Origin of the sequence: Streptomyces sp. enrichment culture (genome assembly GCF_964272855.1) — a bacterium.
Classification (GTDB): domain Bacteria; phylum Actinomycetota; class Actinomycetes; order Streptomycetales; family Streptomycetaceae; genus Streptomyces.
Genome location: NZ_OZ186847.1, coordinates 8,043,824 through 8,060,266, shown reverse-complemented (window position 1 = coordinate 8,060,266; position 16,443 = coordinate 8,043,824). Strand labels below are relative to the sequence as shown.

The 16,443-nt window shown below is 72.2% G+C and carries 16 protein-coding genes and 2 pseudogenes; 7 read left to right on the top strand and 11 right to left on the bottom strand.

Going from position 1 to position 16,443, the window contains the following annotated elements:
- The gene (locus ACSU6L_RS35960; protein WP_437063789.1) at window positions 1-687 is read right to left on the bottom strand and encodes a ribonuclease H family protein; all 687 of its coding nucleotides are present in this window, start codon (window positions 685-687) and stop codon (window positions 1-3) included.
- 48 nt (window positions 688-735) lie between these two features.
- Entirely contained in the window at window positions 736-1,545 is an 810-nt protein-coding gene (locus tag ACSU6L_RS35955) for a VOC family protein (protein WP_437063787.1), read from the bottom strand.
- A gap of 325 nt (window positions 1,546-1,870) precedes the next feature.
- Here ACSU6L_RS35955 and ACSU6L_RS35950 point away from each other — a divergent pair.
- Window positions 1,871-2,301 (top strand): annotated as a pseudogene (locus ACSU6L_RS35950) (Crp/Fnr family transcriptional regulator); the annotation flags it as partial.
- A gap of 2 nt (window positions 2,302-2,303) precedes the next feature.
- Window positions 2,304-2,525 (top strand): annotated as a pseudogene (locus ACSU6L_RS35945) (SGNH/GDSL hydrolase family protein); the annotation flags it as partial.
- 4 nt (window positions 2,526-2,529) lie between these two features.
- Here the strand turns inward: ACSU6L_RS35945 and ACSU6L_RS35940 are convergent.
- Window positions 2,530-3,012 carry a VOC family protein gene (locus ACSU6L_RS35940; RefSeq protein WP_437063785.1) on the bottom strand — a complete coding sequence of 161 codons (483 nt, stop codon included), beginning with the start codon at window positions 3,010-3,012 and terminating at the stop codon, window positions 2,530-2,532.
- A 121-nt stretch (window positions 3,013-3,133) separates the two neighbouring features.
- Between ACSU6L_RS35940 and ACSU6L_RS35935 the strand changes: the two genes are divergently transcribed.
- The 3 genes from ACSU6L_RS35935 to ACSU6L_RS35925 all read left to right on the top strand — a co-directional run bounded on the left by ACSU6L_RS35935 (window position 3,134) and on the right by ACSU6L_RS35925 (window position 5,690).
- Window positions 3,134-4,336 carry an epoxide hydrolase family protein gene (locus tag ACSU6L_RS35935; RefSeq protein WP_437063783.1) on the top strand — a complete coding sequence of 401 codons (1,203 nt, stop codon included), beginning with the start codon at window positions 3,134-3,136 and terminating at the stop codon, window positions 4,334-4,336.
- 110 nt (window positions 4,337-4,446) lie between these two features.
- Complete coding sequence (locus tag ACSU6L_RS35930; protein WP_437063781.1) at window positions 4,447-5,085, top strand: ATP-dependent Clp protease proteolytic subunit; 639 nt, start codon at window positions 4,447-4,449, stop codon at window positions 5,083-5,085.
- Window positions 5,086-5,087: 2 nt separating this feature from the next.
- Window positions 5,088-5,690 carry a ClpP family protease gene (locus ACSU6L_RS35925; RefSeq protein ID WP_073943757.1) on the top strand — a complete coding sequence of 201 codons (603 nt, stop codon included), beginning with the start codon at window positions 5,088-5,090 and terminating at the stop codon, window positions 5,688-5,690.
- Window positions 5,691-5,711: 21 nt separating this feature from the next.
- Here ACSU6L_RS35925 and ACSU6L_RS35920 read toward each other — a convergent pair whose 3' ends face one another.
- Window positions 5,712-6,149, bottom strand: coding sequence for a helix-turn-helix domain-containing protein (locus ACSU6L_RS35920; protein ID WP_437063779.1), 438 nt, complete (start codon window positions 6,147-6,149; stop codon window positions 5,712-5,714).
- Between the two features lie 303 nt (window positions 6,150-6,452).
- On the opposite strand from ACSU6L_RS35920, the gene ACSU6L_RS35915 reads away from it, so the two are divergent.
- Complete coding sequence (locus ACSU6L_RS35915; RefSeq protein WP_437065161.1) at window positions 6,453-7,346, top strand: RNA polymerase sigma factor SigF; 894 nt, start codon at window positions 6,453-6,455, stop codon at window positions 7,344-7,346.
- 62 nt (window positions 7,347-7,408) lie between these two features.
- Here ACSU6L_RS35915 and ACSU6L_RS35910 read toward each other — a convergent pair whose 3' ends face one another.
- Complete coding sequence (locus tag ACSU6L_RS35910) at window positions 7,409-7,864, bottom strand: ATP-binding protein (protein WP_437063777.1); 456 nt, start codon at window positions 7,862-7,864, stop codon at window positions 7,409-7,411.
- 91 nt (window positions 7,865-7,955) lie between these two features.
- Entirely contained in the window at window positions 7,956-9,176 is a 1,221-nt protein-coding gene (locus tag ACSU6L_RS35905; protein WP_437063775.1) for a DUF6777 domain-containing protein, read from the bottom strand.
- 165 nt (window positions 9,177-9,341) lie between these two features.
- On the opposite strand from ACSU6L_RS35905, the gene ACSU6L_RS35900 reads away from it, so the two are divergent.
- Window positions 9,342-10,613, top strand: a complete 1,272-nt coding sequence (locus tag ACSU6L_RS35900; RefSeq protein ID WP_437063773.1) for a streptophobe family protein — start codon at window positions 9,342-9,344, stop codon at window positions 10,611-10,613.
- On the opposite strand, the gene ACSU6L_RS35895 is transcribed toward ACSU6L_RS35900, so the two are convergent.
- From ACSU6L_RS35895 to mgrA, 5 genes are all read right to left on the bottom strand, one after another.
- Window positions 10,610-11,635: a serine/threonine-protein kinase gene (locus tag ACSU6L_RS35895; protein WP_437063771.1), complete on the bottom strand. Its 1,026-nt coding sequence runs from the start codon at window positions 11,633-11,635 to the stop codon at window positions 10,610-10,612. The two genes, ACSU6L_RS35900 and ACSU6L_RS35895, sit on opposite strands and share 4 nt — an antisense overlap.
- The gene (locus ACSU6L_RS35890) at window positions 11,635-12,201 is read right to left on the bottom strand and encodes a hypothetical protein (protein ID WP_437063769.1); all 567 of its coding nucleotides are present in this window, start codon (window positions 12,199-12,201) and stop codon (window positions 11,635-11,637) included. Before ACSU6L_RS35890 ends, ACSU6L_RS35895 begins: the two co-directional genes overlap by 1 nt.
- A 9-nt stretch (window positions 12,202-12,210) precedes the next feature.
- Window positions 12,211-14,553 (bottom strand): FHA domain-containing protein, encoded by a 2,343-nt coding sequence (locus ACSU6L_RS35885; protein ID WP_437063767.1) that lies wholly within the window; start codon window positions 14,551-14,553, stop codon window positions 12,211-12,213.
- Window positions 14,554-14,613: 60 nt separating this feature from the next.
- Window positions 14,614-15,024 (bottom strand): hypothetical protein, encoded by a 411-nt coding sequence (locus tag ACSU6L_RS35880; protein WP_437063765.1) that lies wholly within the window; start codon window positions 15,022-15,024, stop codon window positions 14,614-14,616.
- 325 nt (window positions 15,025-15,349) lie between these two features.
- Window positions 15,350-16,339 carry an L-glyceraldehyde 3-phosphate reductase gene (mgrA, locus tag ACSU6L_RS35875; RefSeq protein ID WP_437063763.1) on the bottom strand — a complete coding sequence of 330 codons (990 nt, stop codon included), beginning with the start codon at window positions 16,337-16,339 and terminating at the stop codon, window positions 15,350-15,352.
- Window positions 16,340-16,443: the final 104 nt, after the last annotated feature.

Sequence of the window (16,443 nt, the reverse complement as noted above, 5' to 3'; positions counted from 1 at the left end):
TCACCCGGCGGCCGCGGTGCGGCACTCCGGGTGGCCCCAACCCTGCGCGTTCTTCGCGATGGGCTCACCGGCCGCGTAGGAACGGCCGCACAGGCAGCGGCCGGGGAACTTCGCCTTGATCGTGCGCGAGGAGCCGCCGCTCTTCTTCCGGGCCGCCGGGGAGCGGCGGCCCGGCGCCTTGGCGAGCGGGGCGTCCGGGGCGGGCGGCGGCTCCGGGGACCCCAGGCCGCTGCCGGCCGGCTGCTGGACGGAGGCGGCCTGGCTGGCGGCGCGGTCGGCGAAGTCGTTGAGCGGGTCGCCGTCGACCTGGTGGGCGGGGACGTAGCGGAACTCGACCGAGCGGCCGTCCAGCAGTTCGTCGATCCGGACGACCAGGTCCTGGTTGGCTACCGGCTTACCGGCGGAGGTCTTCCAGCCGTTGCGCTTCCAGCCGGGCAGCCAGGTGGTGACGGCCTTCATCGCGTACTGCGAGTCCATCCGGATCTCCAGCGGCACGGCCGGGTCGGTGGCCGCCAGCAGCCGCTCCAGCGCGGTCAGCTCCGCGACGTTGTTGGTGGCCCGGCCCAGCGGGCCCGCCTCCCATCGGTCCGGCGTATCCGTCTCGTCGGCGACGACCCAGGCCCAGCCGGCCGGTCCGGGGTTTCCCTTCGAAGCCCCGTCGCACGCGGCCACCACTCGTTCACGCATGTGCCCGATGATGCCATGGACGGGCCGGGACGCCGGTCCCGGGAGTCCTCACGAGACGTCGGTGAGCTCCGGCATGTCGCCCTCGGTGGTCTGGGTGTCGATCACCGAGAAGTTCGCGCCCTGCGGGTCGGTGAGCGCGGCGAACCGCCCGAAGGGGCTGCTCATCGGCCCGAACCGGAGGACGGCGCCGAGCTTGGTGGCCTTGGCGACGGCCTCGTCGCAGTCGGCGACGCTGAAGTAGACGTTGATGTACGGCGGCACCTCGGGCGGGAAGTCGTCGGTCATCCGCATCCGGCCCAGCACCGGGGCGTCACCCACGTTGAAGATCCGGAAGTCGACGCCGTCGTCCTCCATCTGCCGGGCCGTGTACGGGAACACCGCCGGGAAGAACGCGTCGGACTTCTCGGGCTCGCGGGTGAAGACCTCCGCCCAGCAGAACGCGCCCGGCTGGTCCATGGGCACCTGGAAGCCCTCGTGGCTGCCGGCCTGCCACACGCCGAAGACCACGCCTCCGGGGTCACGGGCCAGGCACATGGTGCCGTAGTCGCCCACGGTCATCGGCTCCATCACCAGCTCGCCGCCGTTGTCGCGGATCTTGGCGGCGGTCGCGGCGGTGTCGGGGGAGGCGAAATACAGACACCACTGCGACTGCTCGTCCTGCCCCTCCTGGCCCGGCACCGGCGGGACGATCGCGGCGACCGCCTTGCCGTCGCGGTAGGCCTCCGTATAGTTGCCGTGCTCCGACGACGGCTCGCCGAAGGTCCAGCCGAGGACCTCGCCGTAGAAGCTCTTGGCCCCTTCGAGGTCGGTGAACATCGCGTCCGCCCAGCAGGGGTGGCCCTCAGGTTTCACGGCCATGATCGCGGCCCTCTTCCGGTTCTCGGTGGATGGTCCGGTCTTTCACGCTAGCCATCCGGGGGCGGCCCCGCGCGCCGGACACACCCGTGAGCCCCAGGGGACAGCCGTGCGCCGTGTGCGCCCAGGGCACGAACCGTACACACGCCTCGCGGCACACCTCCCGAGAATCGGGCCGCCTCAACCGGGGGTTTGCACCTCCAGGGTGCGCAAGCCGACCCCTTCACGCCGTACCCGTCACCGGCGGCCGCTGTTTGGCTTGATCCCGCGCACGACCGCGTGCCACCTCCGGCCGTTCCGCTCACGCCTGTGCATCCCAGGAGGGAATGTGTCCACGCCCGACAGCGCCACCGGTCCCGCCACCGACGAGCCCGTCCCCGAACCCACCAGCCTCAGCACCCTGGCGCCCGCCAGCTCACGACGACCACCAAGTCCGAACCGCAGATGCAGGCCATCACCTCGCGGTGGCTGCTGAAGATGCTGCCGTGGGTGGACGTCAAGGGCGGCGCCTACCGGGTCAACCGGCGTCTGCAGCTGCGCCTCGGCCGGGGACGGGTGCAGTTCGAGCGGAACGGCGCGGACGACGTCCGGGGCATCCCGGAGACGCTGACCGAACTGCCGGTCCTGCGCGGCTACTCCGAAACCGAGGTCCTCAGGGGGATCGCCACCCGCTTCCAGGTGCGCGAGGTCCGGGCCGGCAAGGTCCTGTTCGAGGCCGGGCAGCCGGTCACCGAGGCCTATCTCGTCGCGCACGGCCGGTGACCCGGTTCCTGCCGTGCACCGCCTGGGAGCGGGCGCACCCCGGCTACTGCACCGAGCCGGGCCGCGACACCGCCCTGCACCGGGACGACGACCACCTGCACTTCTGTCTCGCCCCGGCGACGTCCACCCCGAAGCCGTGCCCGGTCCGCTCCCCGGGCGTGCTGCGCATCGCCCGGGAGATCACCAAGGTGGTCGGCGCGGCGGCCCGGGGCGGCGGCTGAGGCCTCACTCCCCCGCGTACGCCCGGTCCAGGGCGGCGACGTCGAGCTTGCCCATCGCCATCATCGTCTTGGTGACGCGGGCCGACTTCTCCGGGTCCGGGTCGCTGATCATCGCGGTGAGCCGCTCCGGAATGACCTGCCAGGACACGCCGTACCTGTCCTTGAGCCAGCCGCACGGGCCGGGCTCGCCGCCGTCCTCGGTCAGCTTGGTCCAGTAGTGGTCGACCTCCTCCTGGTCGGCGCAGAAGATCTGGAAGGAGATCGCCTCGTTGAACTTGAACTCGGGTCCGCCGTTGAGCGCGACGAACTTCTGGCCGTTGGCGGTGAACTCGACGGTCAGCACGGTCCCGGCGGGGCGGAAGCCGCCCTCCGGGTAGCGGGTGACCTCGCCGACGCCGGAGTTCTCGAAGACCGAGACGTAGAAATGGGCGGCTTCCTCGGCCTGGCCGTCGAACCAGAGACACGTGGTGAATCCGTCGGTGGTCATGGGCACCTCCTGAGTGGGGAACGCGGTCAACAGTGTCGACCGGTGTCCGCCGGGAAACTCATCGGTCCGGGCGGGACGAAATCCGTACGCTCGCGCCACCGCACGCGTCTAGCATCCGGGCATGATCGCGTTCTCGCCTGCCGATGCCCTGCGTCCCTTCCGTCTCGCCGTCCCGGACGGCGACCTCGCCGACCTCCACGACCGCCTCGACCGCACCCGCTGGCCGGACCAGCTGCCCGGGGTGGGCTGGGCGTACGGCGTGCCGGCGGACTATCTGCGGGAGCTGGTCCGGTACTGGCGGCACGAGTACGACTGGCGGGCCGCCGAGGCCCGGCTGAACGAGTGGCCGCAGTTCACGACCACGATCGACGGGGCGAACGTCCACTTCGCGCACATCCGTTCCCCCGAGCCGGACGCGACCCCGTTGGTCCTCACGCACGGCTGGCCCGGCTCGATCGTCGAGTTCCTCGACGTGGTCGGCCCGTTGACCGATCCGGCGGCGCACGGCGGGGACCCGGCCGACGCGTTCCACGTGGTGCTGCCGAGCATCCCCGGCTTCGGGCTGTCCGGGCCGACGACGGAACCCGGCTGGGAGGCCGGGCGGGTCGCCGACGCCTGGGCCGAGCTGATGCGCCGGCTCGGCTACGAGCGGTTCGGCGCGCAGGGCGGCGACTGGGGCGCGGCGATCTCCCGCGAGCTGGGCCGCGCCCGTCCCGACCGGGTCGTCGGCGTCCATCTGAACCTGCTGCCCGGCGCGCAGGCGGTCACCGAGCCGACCGAGGAGGAGCTGGCGGCGCTCGGCCCCGAGGAGCGGGAGCGCACGCTGACCTCCTGGCGCCGGTGGGACGCGTGGTCGCGCGAGGGCACCGGGTACGCCGTGCTCCAGGCGACCCGGCCGCAGACCCTGGCGTACGCGCTGACCGACTCACCCGTCGGTCAACTCGCCTGGATCACGGAGAAGTTCCGGGAGTGGACGGACTCCGAGGAGCTGCCGGAGGAGGCCGTGGACCGGGACCGGCTGCTGACCAACGTGATGCTGTACTGGCTGACGGGGACGGCCGGTTCGTCGGCCCGCGTCTACTACGAGCGGGCGCACGCCACCGGCCGCGCCGCCGCCCCCGCCGAGCCGTCCACGGCGCCGACCGCGGTCGCCCTCTTCCCGGCCGAACTCCAGCTCCCGCTGCGGCACAAGGCCGACCGCACCGAGAACATCGTGCGCTGGACGGAGTTCGACCGGGGCGGGCACTTCGCCGCGATGGAGGAGCCGGACCTGCTGGTCGCGGACGTACGGGCGTTCTTCCGTCAGCTGCGCGAGACGGGCTGAGCGCCGCTCTGCCCACGGCGAATCTGCCGCGGGCAGAGAAATCACCGGCGGCCCCCGTCCGGGGGCAAGGGTGGAGTCGACGGCGTTCCGTACGACGACAAGGAGAACCGATGACTCCACTCACCGTGCTCACCCCGCGGGCCGAGGAGGGCGACACCCCTCGGACGCGGTTCGACGACCACCTCGCCGCACAGCTGCTCGGGCAGCGGATCGTGCTGCTGGGCACCCAGGTCGACGAGGTGTCCGCGAACCGGGTGTGCAGCCAGCTGCTGATCCTGTCCGCGGAGGACCCGCGGACCGACATCAGCCTGTTCGTCAACAGCCCCGGCGGCTCGGTGCACGCGGGCCTCGCCATCTACGACACGATGCGGCTCATCCCCAACGACGTGTCCACGCTCGCGATGGGATTCGCGGCCAGCATGGGGCAGTTCCTGCTGAGCGTCGGCGCGCCCGGCAAGCGGTACGCGCTGCCGAACGCGCGGATCATGATGCACCAGCCGTCCGCGGGCATCGGCGGCACCACCGCGGACATCGAGATCCAGGCGGACAACCTGGAGTTCACCAAGCGGACCATCGAGCGGATCACCGCCGAGCACACCGGGCAGAGCCCGGAGACCATCTCCCGGGACGGCGACCGCGACCGCTGGTTCACGGCCGAGGAGGCCCGGGAGTACGGCATGGTCGACCGGGTCGTGGAGTCCTTCACGGACGTCCTCCCGGCGGCCACACGGCGACGGACGGGGCTGTAGTCATGGGGAGTTACACGATTCCGCACGTGGTCGAACGGACCCCGCAGGGCGAGCGGTCGTACGACGTGTTCAGCCGGCTGCTGTCGGAGCGGATCATCTTTCTCGGCACCGAGATCGACGACGGCGTCGCCAACGTCGTCATCGCGCAGCTCCTCCATCTGGAGTCGGCGGCACCGGAGAACGAGATCTCGGTGTACATCAACTCGCCCGGTGGCTCGTACACCTCGCTGATGGCGATCTACGACACCATGACCTTCGTACGGGCGCCGATCTCCACGTTCTGCGTCGGCCAGGCGGCGTCCACGGCGGCCGTGCTGCTGGCCGGCGGGGACGCCGGGCGGCGGTTCGTGCTGGACCACGCGCGGGTGCTGCTCGGGCAGCCGGCCAGCGGCGGGCGGCAGGGCACGGTGTCCGACCTCGCCCTCCAGGCCAAGGAGATGGTCCGGATCCGGTCACAGGTGGAGGAGGTGCTGGCCCGCCACACCGGCCACGACATCGCCACACTGCGCGCGGACATGGACCGGGACAAGGTGTTCACCGCGCGGGAGGCGGTGGCGTACGGGCTGGCCGACGAGGTGCTGAGCCGGCGCCTCGTGACGGTCTGAGACGCCGGCCGTGCACCGGGCTCAGGCGGCCAGGCAGAGCCCGTCGTACGACGAGCCCGCGGGCCGGCGCCCGGTCGTGGAGTGCCGGGACGTGACCCGGACCAGCTCCCGCTGGGCCAGCGTCAGCAGGTCGCCGAGGCCGAGTCCCAGGGCGTGGGCGGCGGCCGCCAGGACCTCCGAGGAGGCCTCCTTGCGGCCCCGCTCCACCTCCGAGAGATACGGCATGGAGATCCGGGCCGCGTCGGCGACGTCCTTCAGCGTCCGCTCCTGCGCGAGGCGTTCCCGCCGCAGGACGTCACCGACGAGGTCCCGCCACAGCGGCTCCTTGGCGGCCGGCTCCCGCGGCGGCGCGGGCCGGGCGGGCGCGGGTGACGCGGTGCCGGCTGCCGGCAGCGCGGAGCGGGCGGTGCGGGGGCGGAGGGGGATGACACGGGCTTCGTTCGGCGCTTGGTTGGTCACCTCCTCAGCCTAGGAGCGGGCGCCGGGACGGGAAGGGTCCGGCGTTCCGCCCTCGGTGGAATCGGACGAAACGCCCGGGAACCGCGGCGCGCCGTCCGCGTGCGGCGGACGCGGCGCCATGGGAAGGTGCCTCCGGGAGGACGCCCGTACCGAACGATTCTCGCCGCCTCGGCACATGGAGTGCATGGTCCGCCACTTGCCGGGTACCCGCACCGATGCGTCTCCGTGACGCCAGGACAACTCAACGCCAGCACGACACCCGAAAGAGGCATTCGTCGCACCATGACTTCCGTGGGAGAGGCAATGGACACCGCCACCGCCGTGACCGGGTCTGACGCACCGCTCGTCGAGGAGAGCGCGCGCGCCGGGACGAAGTCCGAGCCGGAGCCGGCGGTGGTGGACCCGCGGTCCGTGGCTCCTCGGGACGCCCGCGAGTTGTCCCGCCAGTTCTTCCGCCGGCTGGCGGAGCTGGAGGAGGGCACGCACGAGTACCAGTACGCGCGCAACACGCTCATCGAGATGAACATCTCGCTGGTGCGCTTCGCGGCCGGGCGGTTCCGGGGCCGCGGGGACGACATGGAGGACATCGTCCAGACCGGGATGATCGGCCTGATCAAGGCGATCGACCGGTTCGACCTGTCCCGCGAGGTCGAGTTCACCTCGTTCGCGCTGCCGTACATCGTGGGTGAGATCAAGCGGTTCTTCCGGGACACCACCTGGGCGGTGCACGTCCCGCGCCGTCTCCAGGAACTGCGGGTGGAGCTGGCCAAGGCCCGCGAGGAACTGGCCAGCCGGCTGGACCGCGAGCCGACGGTGGCGGAGCTGGCCACGCTGATGAACATCTCCGAGGACCAGGTCATCGAGGGCCAGATCGCCGCCAACGGCTACAACTCCGCGTCGCTGGACGCCGCCCTCACCGGTGACGGCCCCGAGGACGGCGAGGCGGTGCTGGCCGACTTCATCGGCGTCGAGGAGCACGGGCTGCGGCTCGTCGAGGACTTCCAGTCGCTGGCGCCGCTCATGGCCGAGCTGGACGAGCGCGACCGGCGGATCCTGCACATGCGGTTCGTGGAGGAGGCCACCCAGGCCGAGATCGGTGAACAGCTCGGCTGCTCGCAGATGCATGTGTCGCGGCTGCTGAAGCGGATCATCGTACGGCTGCGGGAAGGCATGCTCGGCGAACTGGACCGCGTGTGAAAGCCTGACGCCGGGACCCGGCCCCGCTCGCGGGGCCGGCTTACCCGTAGACGTAGCGCGATTCACCCCTCCGCCAGCGCGACGACCGCCCACACCCGCTTGCCGACCGGCACCCGCTCGACGGCGACGCGGTCGGCCAGCGCGTGGACGATCTCCAGGCCGTGTCTGCCGATGCGTTCCGGGTCCCGGGGGAAGCGCCGGGGCAGGGCGTCGCTGCTGTCGTAGACGGAGACCGTCACGGACCCGTCGGTGCCCGACAGGTCGAGGATGTAGGGACCCTCGCTGTGCCGGTCCGCGTTGGTGACCAGTTCGCTGACCACCAGCAGCAGTGCCTCCTCGGCGCGCGCGCCGATCCGCGCGCACCACTCGGTCCTGAGCTGGTTCACGAACTGCGCGGCGAACTCCCGCGCCTCCGCGATGCATCCGGGTTCACCGGTGTAGTGCGCCGTCCGCCGAAGCGGTTCCACGGGCACGTCGATACTCGTTGGTACCACCGTGCCGTCCCGGTGCTCGATCATGCTGTCTCTCTCCCACGCCGGCCTGGCCGGATACTGCTGCACCAGTCCTCGTACCCCGAGCCGGGCCGCACAGTCCCCGGTGCAGTGGGCGTCACACCGAGGGGACGGAGGTGCCCGGTACCGGCAGGCTCGTCGGGGGCGTCGACTGGGTGATCGAGTCCGGGACGTCCGGCACGGAGGTGGAGGCCGGAGGGGACTGCGGCGGCTCGGGCGTGGAGGTGTCGGGGGACGCGGGCGGGCTGGGCGGTGGCGGGGTCGGCGACGAGTCCGGACGCGGCGAGCTCTCGGACGACGGCTTCTCCCCCGTGGGCGAGCCGGTGTCCGGCGACGGCGGCCGCGGGGAGATGTCCGTGGGCGTGGGCGAGATCTTCGGCGGCTCGGTCGGTACGTCCCGGTCGCCGTCGTCGCCGCGGGCGCGGGCGACCCAGCCGCCGTTCTCGATGTCGCGGAGCACGAAGGTCTTCACGGGCTCGGCGGCGGGCAGGATCACGATGACCTTCGCGGGGTCGAACGACGGCCAGGAGTCGCCGATCCGCTCGTAGCCGGTGTGCTGCTGGAGCGGGTTGGTCAGCGGGTTGCCGCAGGCGCAGCGCACGCGCGGCAGCCCGCGGTCGTTGACGAGGACGGCCGTTCCGGACTGGAGGATCGCCTGGTACGGGTCGGCCTTGCCGTCGCGGTAGCCGTGGTTGGTGACGCGGGTGTCCATGCGCAGCAGGACCGGTGTGAGGCCGCGGAGATAGGCGGGGACGTCGCCCGGGTCCAGCTTCAGCGCGGCGGCGAACGCCCGGTTCCGGTCCGGGTTCTCCCGCAGGTAGGTGATCTGCAGCTCGACGTCGCAGGCTGCCACGTCGAGGGTGCCGCCGTAGACGCCGGGCGTGCCGCCGTTGTAGCCCCGCACCCTGTTCTCACCGGCGGTGACGGTCTCCGACGGGGTGAGCGCGGTGGTCGGCGGCGTCGTCGGGGTGGCCGGCGCGGTGGTGGTGCCCTGTGCCGTCGAGTCGGTGAAGGGGTCGGGGCCCCGGCTGTTCGCGGCCTGGAGGAAGACCTCACGGCTGCCGCCGGTGCCGCTGTCGCCGCGGGTGAGCAGGACGCCGACGGTGGCGAGCGCGGCCACGACCACGGCGATCGTCGCGACCCGCGGCACGGACTTCCACCAGGGCCGGCCGGGTTCGCGGGGTTCGTCGTCCGGCGCCGGGCCCCGGCCCGGGGGCGGCGGCGGGGGCGGCGGACCGGAGGGCGGCTGTGCGCGGCCGGACAGTGGGCCGGACGGCGGCCCGGTGGGGCGACCGGAGTTCGGCGGTTCGACGCTCACGAGCTGTGCTCCCGTCGTGGAGTGCCGGCGGCCCGGAGTCTTGCGTTCGGCCGCTTTTTCGTGCCCCTTGTGACCATTGTGTGCTCCGGTCCGCCACGGCCCGCAAGCCGACGCGGACGGCTCTCCCGGCGGGCGAGGGCGCCGTGCGCTGATTAGCGTGGCCATGTGAGCCTGCGTATCTCCGTCGGCCAGGCCGTCGCCCTCCGCGGGTGGGTTCGGGCACTGGCCGTGACCCTCGCCGGGGCGCTCGCCATGGCCGTCGTCGCAGCGCTGGGCCTGTGGGCGGCCGGGGCCACCGACGTGCCCGACGGCGCCTACCCCAAGGTGGTAGCGGCGACGGTGGTGACCGCCGTCGGCGGCAGTGTCGAGTTGTCCGGGAGCGCCGGTGAACTGGCGGGCGTCGAGGGCGGCCTGACGGTGATTCCGCTGTCCGTGACGCTCGTCGGCGCGCTGGTGTTCGCCGCCGGCTTCCTGTGGCCGCTGCGGCACCGGGCCGTCGCCGGGACCGGGGAACTGCTGGGCTGGGCGGCGCGGATCGCCTTGCTGTGGCTGCTGGCCCTGATCGGGCTGGCCCTCGCGGCCCGGCACACCTTCACCATCTCGCTCGGCGAGAGCGCGATCAGCGACATCGGCGAGCTGTTCGGCATCGAACCGAAGGTGGGCTTCACCACCGATGTGCCGGTGACCCTGGTGTTCGGGTTGCTGTGGCTGGCCGGGGTGCTGGTGCTGGCGCTGCTGGTGTCGCGCGGGGCGCCGCTGCCGGGGCGGCTGCTGCGGTTCCAGCAGTCGGTGCGTCCGGCGGCGTACGCGATGGTCGTGCTGCTGCTGGCGTACGTGGTGCTGGGCATCGTGATCGGCCTGGTCGTCGCGGTGACGCGGGGGCACGCGGCGGAGACGCTGGCGGTGATCCTGCTGGGGGTGCCGAACCTGACGTGGCTGGCGCTCACCATCGGACTGGGCGCCACCTGGGACGGCCATGTGGAGGGGCCGTTCGGGCTGCCGATGCCGAACGTGCTGGACCGGGTGATGCGCTCCGCGGACGTCAGCACCGTCAACCTGGGCACGCTGTCCGAACACGACGGCCGGGTGTGGTGGCTGGTGGTGGTGGACGCGGTGCTGCTGATCGCGGCCGCGTTCGTGATGGCGGCCCGCTCCCCGGCGCGGGTGCGCGCCTGGCAGCACGCGCTTCACATGGCGATCGCGCTCGCCCTCACCGTTCTCATGATCTGCCTGGTCTGCCGCATCGACGCCGCCTTCGGCCTGTCGGTGCTGGGCATCGGCGACCTGGGCGGCGAGCTCTCCGGTGAGCTGTTCCTGCATCCGCGCCTCTGGGGCGCGCTGGGACTCGCCCTGCTGTGGGGGCTGGTCACCGGTTTCCTCGGCGCGCTCCTCGCCCGCCGGGTGCACCGGCACGGCGAGGTCCCGGACGACGTCTAGCCCGGCGTCCGGTCGCGGTGTCCGAACACCGGGTCGGCCCAGGCGGGCGGCAGCTTTGGCCTGCGGCCCGGTTGGGGGGTTTCGGGTGCGGAGTCCGGTGCGGGCCGTGCTTCCACGGCGGTGGCCGGGCGCCGGGCCTCGGGGCGGCCGCTGAGCGCGCCGCGCAGGGCGGCGACGAAGGAGAGGCAGGAGTCGTACCGGTCGTCGGGGCTCTTGGCGAGGGCGCGGGCGAACACGGTGTCGACGCGGGACGGGAGGTCGGGGCGGGACTCGGTGAGCGGGGGCGGTTCGTCGTGCTGGTGGGCCCAGAGCAGGGCCATGTCGTCGTCGCGCAGGAACGGCGGGCGGCCCGCCAGGGTCTCGTAGGCGACGCAGGCGAAGCCGTAGACGTCGCAGCGGCCGTCGACGGGGCGTCCGGAGATCTGCTCGGGGGCGACGTAGTCGAGGGTGCCGACGAACTGGCCGACCGTGGTGAAGCCGGTCAGCGACAGCGACTTCTTGGTGAGGCCGAAGTCGGTGAGGTAGGCGTGCTCCGGGTGCTCGCTGTCCGTGCCGCGGGCGATCAGGATGTTGCCGGGTTTGACGTCCCGGTGGACCAGCCCGTGCTCGTGGGCGGCGTCCAGCGCGGAGGCCACCTGGACGGCGATGCGGGCGGCGGTCGGCGACGGCAGCGGGCCCTCCCGGTCGAGCAGGTGCCGCAGATCGCTGCCCTCGACGTAGCGCATGGCGATGTACAGCACGCCGTCCGTCTCGCCCGCCTCGAAGATCGGCACGATGTGCGGGTGGTCGATCGCGGCGGCCACCCGGGACTCGTGGGTGAAGCGTTTGCGGAAGGTGTCGTTGCGGGCGAGTTCGGGGGCGAGCAGCTTCAGCGCCACGGTGCGGTCCAGCCGCAGGTCCCGCGCCCGGTAGACGACGGCCATGCCGCCGCGGCCGATCTCGCGCTCGATGCGGTATCCCGCGACCTGCCGGCCGATCAGCTCGGCGGGGCGTCCGGAGAACGCGGTGGTGTCGCGCGCCATCACCGTTCACCGTCGCGGGTGACCAGGCGGGTGCGGACGTACCCCGGGTCGTCCTCCGAGGACTGCGGGGACTGCCGGGCCTGCGGGCCCTCGTCCACCGCGTAGGTGTCCAGGTGGGTGCCGTCGCAGTACGCCCAGCGCTCCCGCTCGCCGTCGTACAGCCACATCGACTCCCCGTCGACGACCACGCCGATCCGCAGGCCGCGGGTGCGGTCCCGGAACGACTCGGCGTCCAGGTCGCCGGCCGTCAGTTCGTCGACGGCGGCCCGGTAGCGGGCGACGGCCTGTTCGGCGCGGGCCAGCAGCGGGCGGGGATCGGCGCCGGGGCTGAGCCGGCGCTGCTCGGTGGGCGGGTCCTGCGGTACGGCGACCAGCCGGCGGCCGTCGACCCAGGCGGACCAGCCGTTGGCGCACCGGATCCGGCCCCAGTCGCCGCGCCGCTCGGTGAGCTGGACCGGCAGCAGCGGGTCGAGGGGCACGGTGGGCCGGTCGAAGTCGGGGCTCTCCCAGGCGGCCATGCCGTGCCCGGGGACCACGTGTGTGGGCCGGAAGCCGGGGGCGGTCATCGTCGGCGCCTACTTCCGCATCACGGCGGGTTCGCGGCGCCGCAGCAGACGGGACACCACCCAGCCGAAGATGAGCGACAGGGCGAGCAGCATGCCCATGTTGCGCAGCCACACGTCCGCCGTGTGGGCGAAGAGCGGGTCGCTGCTCAGATCGCCGGGCGAGAGCCGCCCGAGGTCGAGGGTGCCGGCCATCGCGGCGAATCCCCAGCGGGACGGCACCAGCCAGGCCAGCTGCTCCAGGACGGGCACGCCGTCGACGTGGAGCATGGCGCCGCAGAAGACGACCTGGACGATGGCGAGCAGCACCAGCAGCGGCATGGTCACCTCCTCCTTGCGGACGAGCGCGGAGACCAGCAGGCCGAGCATCATCGCGCTGAAGGCGAGCAGCGCGACGGCGATGGTGATCTCGATCAGGGGTGGCATGAGCACGCCGTCGCCGCCGGGCACGTTGAGGTCCACGCCGACCAGCGCGACCAGCGTCAGCACCACCGCCTGGAGCACGGTGACCGTGCCGAGCACGACCACCTTGGACATCAGGTACGCCGATCTGGACAGGCCCACTGCGCGCTCCCGCTGGTAGATCACCCGCTCCTTGACGAGTTCGCGCACCGCGTTCGCGGCGCCCGTGAGGACCGCGCCGACGCACAGGATGAGCAGGGTGTTCATGGCGGACTTACGGGTCAGCTCGCCGCCCGCGAGGGCCCGCGCCATCGCGCCCATCACGAACGGCAGCGCGATCATGATGGCGAGGAAGGTGCGGTCGGCGGCGAGCGCGGCGGTGTAGCGGCGGATGAGGGTGCCGAGCTGGGCCGCCCAGCCGCGGGGCCTGGGCGGCGGGCCCATGATGACGGGGCTCTGGCGGGGCAGCTGGGGCTGGGTGCCGGCTTCGGTGACGTACCGCCGGTGGAAGGGCGAGTCGCGGTACTCCCCCGCCCAGTCCCGGTCGCGGTCCTGTTCGAACGCCTCGAAGGCCTCCGGCCACTGCTCGAAGCCGAAGAAGGCGAGCGCGTCGCCGGGCGGGCCGTAGTAGGCGACCCTGCCGCCGGGGGCGAGGACGAGGAGGCGGTCGCAGACGTCCAGGCTGAGCACGCTGTGGGTGACGACGATGACGGTCCGGCCGTCGTCGGCGAGGCCGCGCAGCATGTGCATCACCGAGCGGTCCATGCCGGGGTCGAGGCCGGAGGTCGGCTCGTCGAGGAAGAGCAGCGAGGGCCTGGTGAGCAGCTCCAGCGCCACGCTGACCCGTTTGCGCTGCCCGCCGGACAGGCTGTGCACGGGCTGCCCGGCCCGCTCCTGGAGGCCGAGTTCGCGGATCACCTCCTCGACCCGGGCCCGGCGTTCGGCCTTGGCGGTGTCCTGCGGGAAGCGCAGTTCGGCGGCGTAGGACAGCGCGGCGCGGACGGTCAGCTGGGTGTGCAGGATGTCGTCCTGCGGGACGAGGCCGATGCGCTGACGCAGCTCGGCGTAGTCGTGGTACAGGTCGCGACCGTCGTACAGGACGGTGCCGTGGTCGGCGGGCCGCTGGCCGGTGAGCGCGTTCATCAGGGTGGACTTGCCGGCGCCGCTCGGGCCGACGACGGCGAGCAGGCACTTCTCGCCCACCGGGAAGGACACGTGCTCCAGGAGGCGCTTGCGGCCCCGGTCGACGGCGACGGTGAGTTCCTGGACGTCGAGGGAGATCTCGCCGGTGTCGACGTACTGCTGGAGTTCGTCGCCGACGAGACAGAAGTCGGAGTGGCCGATGCCCACGATGTCGCCGGGGCCGATGTCGGCCGTCCGGTCGACCAGCACGCCGTTGAGGTAGGTGCCGTTGTGGCTCTCGAGGTCGGCGATCTCGTACGTGCCGTCGGCGTGGATGCGCAGCTCGGCGTGGTGCCGGGAGACGATCAGATCGTCGACGACCAGGTCGTTGTCGGCGGCACGGCCGATGCGGAAGGTGCGGGTGGGCAGCGGCCGTACGGAGGTGGGGTGCCGGAAGGTGCCGGTGAGGGCGGGCCGGGAGACCCCCGAGGGGCGTTCGGGCTCGGCGACGGTGAGTCCGGTGAGGATGGCGCGGGGCCCGTCCTCGGGGTTGCCGAAGTGGATGACGGTGCCGGGTCCGACGTTCCGGTCGTGCACGCGGCGCCCGTCGGCGTAGGTGCCGTTGGTGCTGTGTTCGTCGTGCAGCGTCCAGTGGTCGGCGTCGGCGTGGAGCACCGCGTGGTGCCAGGAGACCCGGTCGTCGTCGAGGACGATGTCGCTGAGGGGGTCACGGCCTACGTGGTAGTCCCGAGCCGGGGTCATCACCGTGACGCCCGTCTCGGTCTCCAGGACGAGTTCGGGTGCCGTGGAGTCGGCCTGCCGCTCCGCCATGCCAGCGATTCTACCGATTAGCCCACTCGTGTGCTTATCGTCCGCTTTGCCTGGCTATGGTCAGGCCACCGGCACCACCAGCGCCGGGATGGTCCGCTGCATCCGCAGGGCGTCGACGGACTCCGCCAGCAGCTCGTACTCGGTGGTGTCGTCCTGGACGGCGATCCGCACCAGCCGCCCGGCCGCCAACTCGTCGGCCATCAGCTCCTGCCGGTCCACGTCGGCACACCAGGAGCGCAGCACGGCGGGCACGTCGGTCACGCTCTCACCGACCGGTATCAGCGCGTTCGGCGGGTAGAGCGCACCGCCGGGCCGGGGGTCGAGCCGTTCGGCGATCCAGGTGGCGCGGTCCCTCAGCCACCACAGCGCGAGGGCCAGGGTGGGCGCTCGGTAGGTGCCCAACGGCACTCCGATACGCTGCCCGTCGCAGGCGCCGTAGGCGGTGACATGGCACAGGAATTCGTCGTGCACGCTCTCCTCCCCCGCGCGGTGAACTGGCCCTGGCGTCGAGTATCTTCACTCTTGAACCACTGTCACCATGGCTTTCCGGCCAGTCTCCTGGCATATTCCGCCGCGCCGATTGGCCGGAATACGACGGCCCGCCGAGTTTCACGGCGGAAAAGCTGAACGTGGAATTGCCCGCGGGCCTGGACACAGGCCCGGACCAGGCAGCCGGGCCTCTCGGGTGCGGTCGGGGCCTGGCCGGAAAAGGGCCGCTAATTTCCGCACCCACGCATTGATCAAAAAGCCGGATGCCCGGAGACGGCGGCCGTCCCCGGGCATCCGAAAAGATCCTTCACGCCGTGACGACCGCGTCGATGCGGGCCAGCTCCTCCGCGTCGAAGTCGAGATTGCGGATCGCGGCGACGCTGTCCTCCAGCTGCTGCGGGCTGCTCGCGCCGACCAGCGCGGAGGTGACCCGGCCGCCGCGCAGCACCCAGGCGAGGGCCATCTGGGCGAGGGACTGGCCACGGGACTTGGCGATCTCGTCCAGCGCCCGCAGCTTGCCGACCAGCTCCTCGGTCAGCGCGTCCGAGTTCAGGAACGGGCTGTCGCTCGCGGCCCGCGAGTCCTCCGGGATGCCGTCGAGGTAGCGGGCGGTGAGCACGCCCTGCTCCAGCGGGGAGTAGGCGATGGAACCCACCGCCAGCTCGTCCAGCGCGTCCAGCAGGCCGTCCTCGGGGCGGCGGTCGAGCATCGAGTAGCGCGGCTGGTGGATCAGCAGCGGGGTGCCCAGCTCGCCGAGGATCCGGGCCGCCTCCCGGGTCTGCTCCGGGGAGTAGTTGGAGACGCCGACGTACAGCGCCTTGCCCTGCTGCACGGCGGAGTGCAGGGCACCCATCGTCTCCTCCAGCGGAGTCTCCGGGTCCGGCCGGTGCGAATAGAAGATGTCGACGTAGTCCAGGCCCATCCGCTTCAGGCTCTGGTCCAGCGACGACATCAGGTACTTCCGGGAGCCCCACTCGCCGTACGGGCCGGGCCACATCAGGTAGCCGGCCTTGGTGGAGATCACCAGCTCGTCGCGGTACGGCGCGAAGTCCGCCTTCAGCGCCTCACCCAGCGCGGACTCGGCGGCGCCGGGCGGCGGGCCGTAGTTGTTGGCCAGGTCGAAGTGGGTGACACCGAGGTCGAAGGCGCGGCGCAGGATGGCGCGCTGGGTCTCGACCGGCCGGTCGGGGCCGAAATTGTGCCACAGGCCGAGCGACAGCGCGGGGAGCTTCAGGCCGCTGCGGCCGGTGCGCCGGTAGGGCATGTCGGCGTAGCGGTCGGGGTGTGCGGTGTACAACGCGACTCCAGAGGGGTTGGCACACGGATGGCGGCTCCGGGACCGGAACCTCCCCCCAACTCTGTCGTGACCTGCGGCCAGTGGTCCAACAGAAGAATCCGATG

Coding starts and splice junctions, on each gene's coding strand:
- ACSU6L_RS35960 (WP_437063789.1), bottom strand. CDS start 687: ATGCGTGAACGAGTGGTGGCCGCGTGCGACGGGGCTTCGAAGGGAAAC.
- ACSU6L_RS35910 (WP_437063777.1), bottom strand. CDS start 7,864: ATGATCGAGCACCGGGACGGCACGGTGGTACCAACGAGTATCGACGTG.
- ACSU6L_RS35885 (WP_437063767.1), bottom strand. CDS start 14,553: ATGGCGGAGCGGCAGGCCGACTCCACGGCACCCGAACTCGTCCTGGAG.
- ACSU6L_RS35935 (WP_437063783.1), top strand. CDS start 3,134: ATGATCGCGTTCTCGCCTGCCGATGCCCTGCGTCCCTTCCGTCTCGCC.
- ACSU6L_RS35940 (WP_437063785.1), bottom strand. CDS start 3,012: ATGACCACCGACGGATTCACCACGTGTCTCTGGTTCGACGGCCAGGCC.
- ACSU6L_RS35895 (WP_437063771.1), bottom strand. CDS start 11,635: ATGGCGCGCGACACCACCGCGTTCTCCGGACGCCCCGCCGAGCTGATC.
- ACSU6L_RS35955 (WP_437063787.1), bottom strand. CDS start 1,545: ATGGCCGTGAAACCTGAGGGCCACCCCTGCTGGGCGGACGCGATGTTC.
- ACSU6L_RS35930 (WP_437063781.1), top strand. CDS start 4,447: ATGACTCCACTCACCGTGCTCACCCCGCGGGCCGAGGAGGGCGACACC.
- ACSU6L_RS35925 (WP_073943757.1), top strand. CDS start 5,088: ATGGGGAGTTACACGATTCCGCACGTGGTCGAACGGACCCCGCAGGGC.
- ACSU6L_RS35915 (WP_437065161.1), top strand. CDS start 6,453: ATGGACACCGCCACCGCCGTGACCGGGTCTGACGCACCGCTCGTCGAG.
- ACSU6L_RS35890 (WP_437063769.1), bottom strand. CDS start 12,201: ATGACCGCCCCCGGCTTCCGGCCCACACACGTGGTCCCCGGGCACGGC.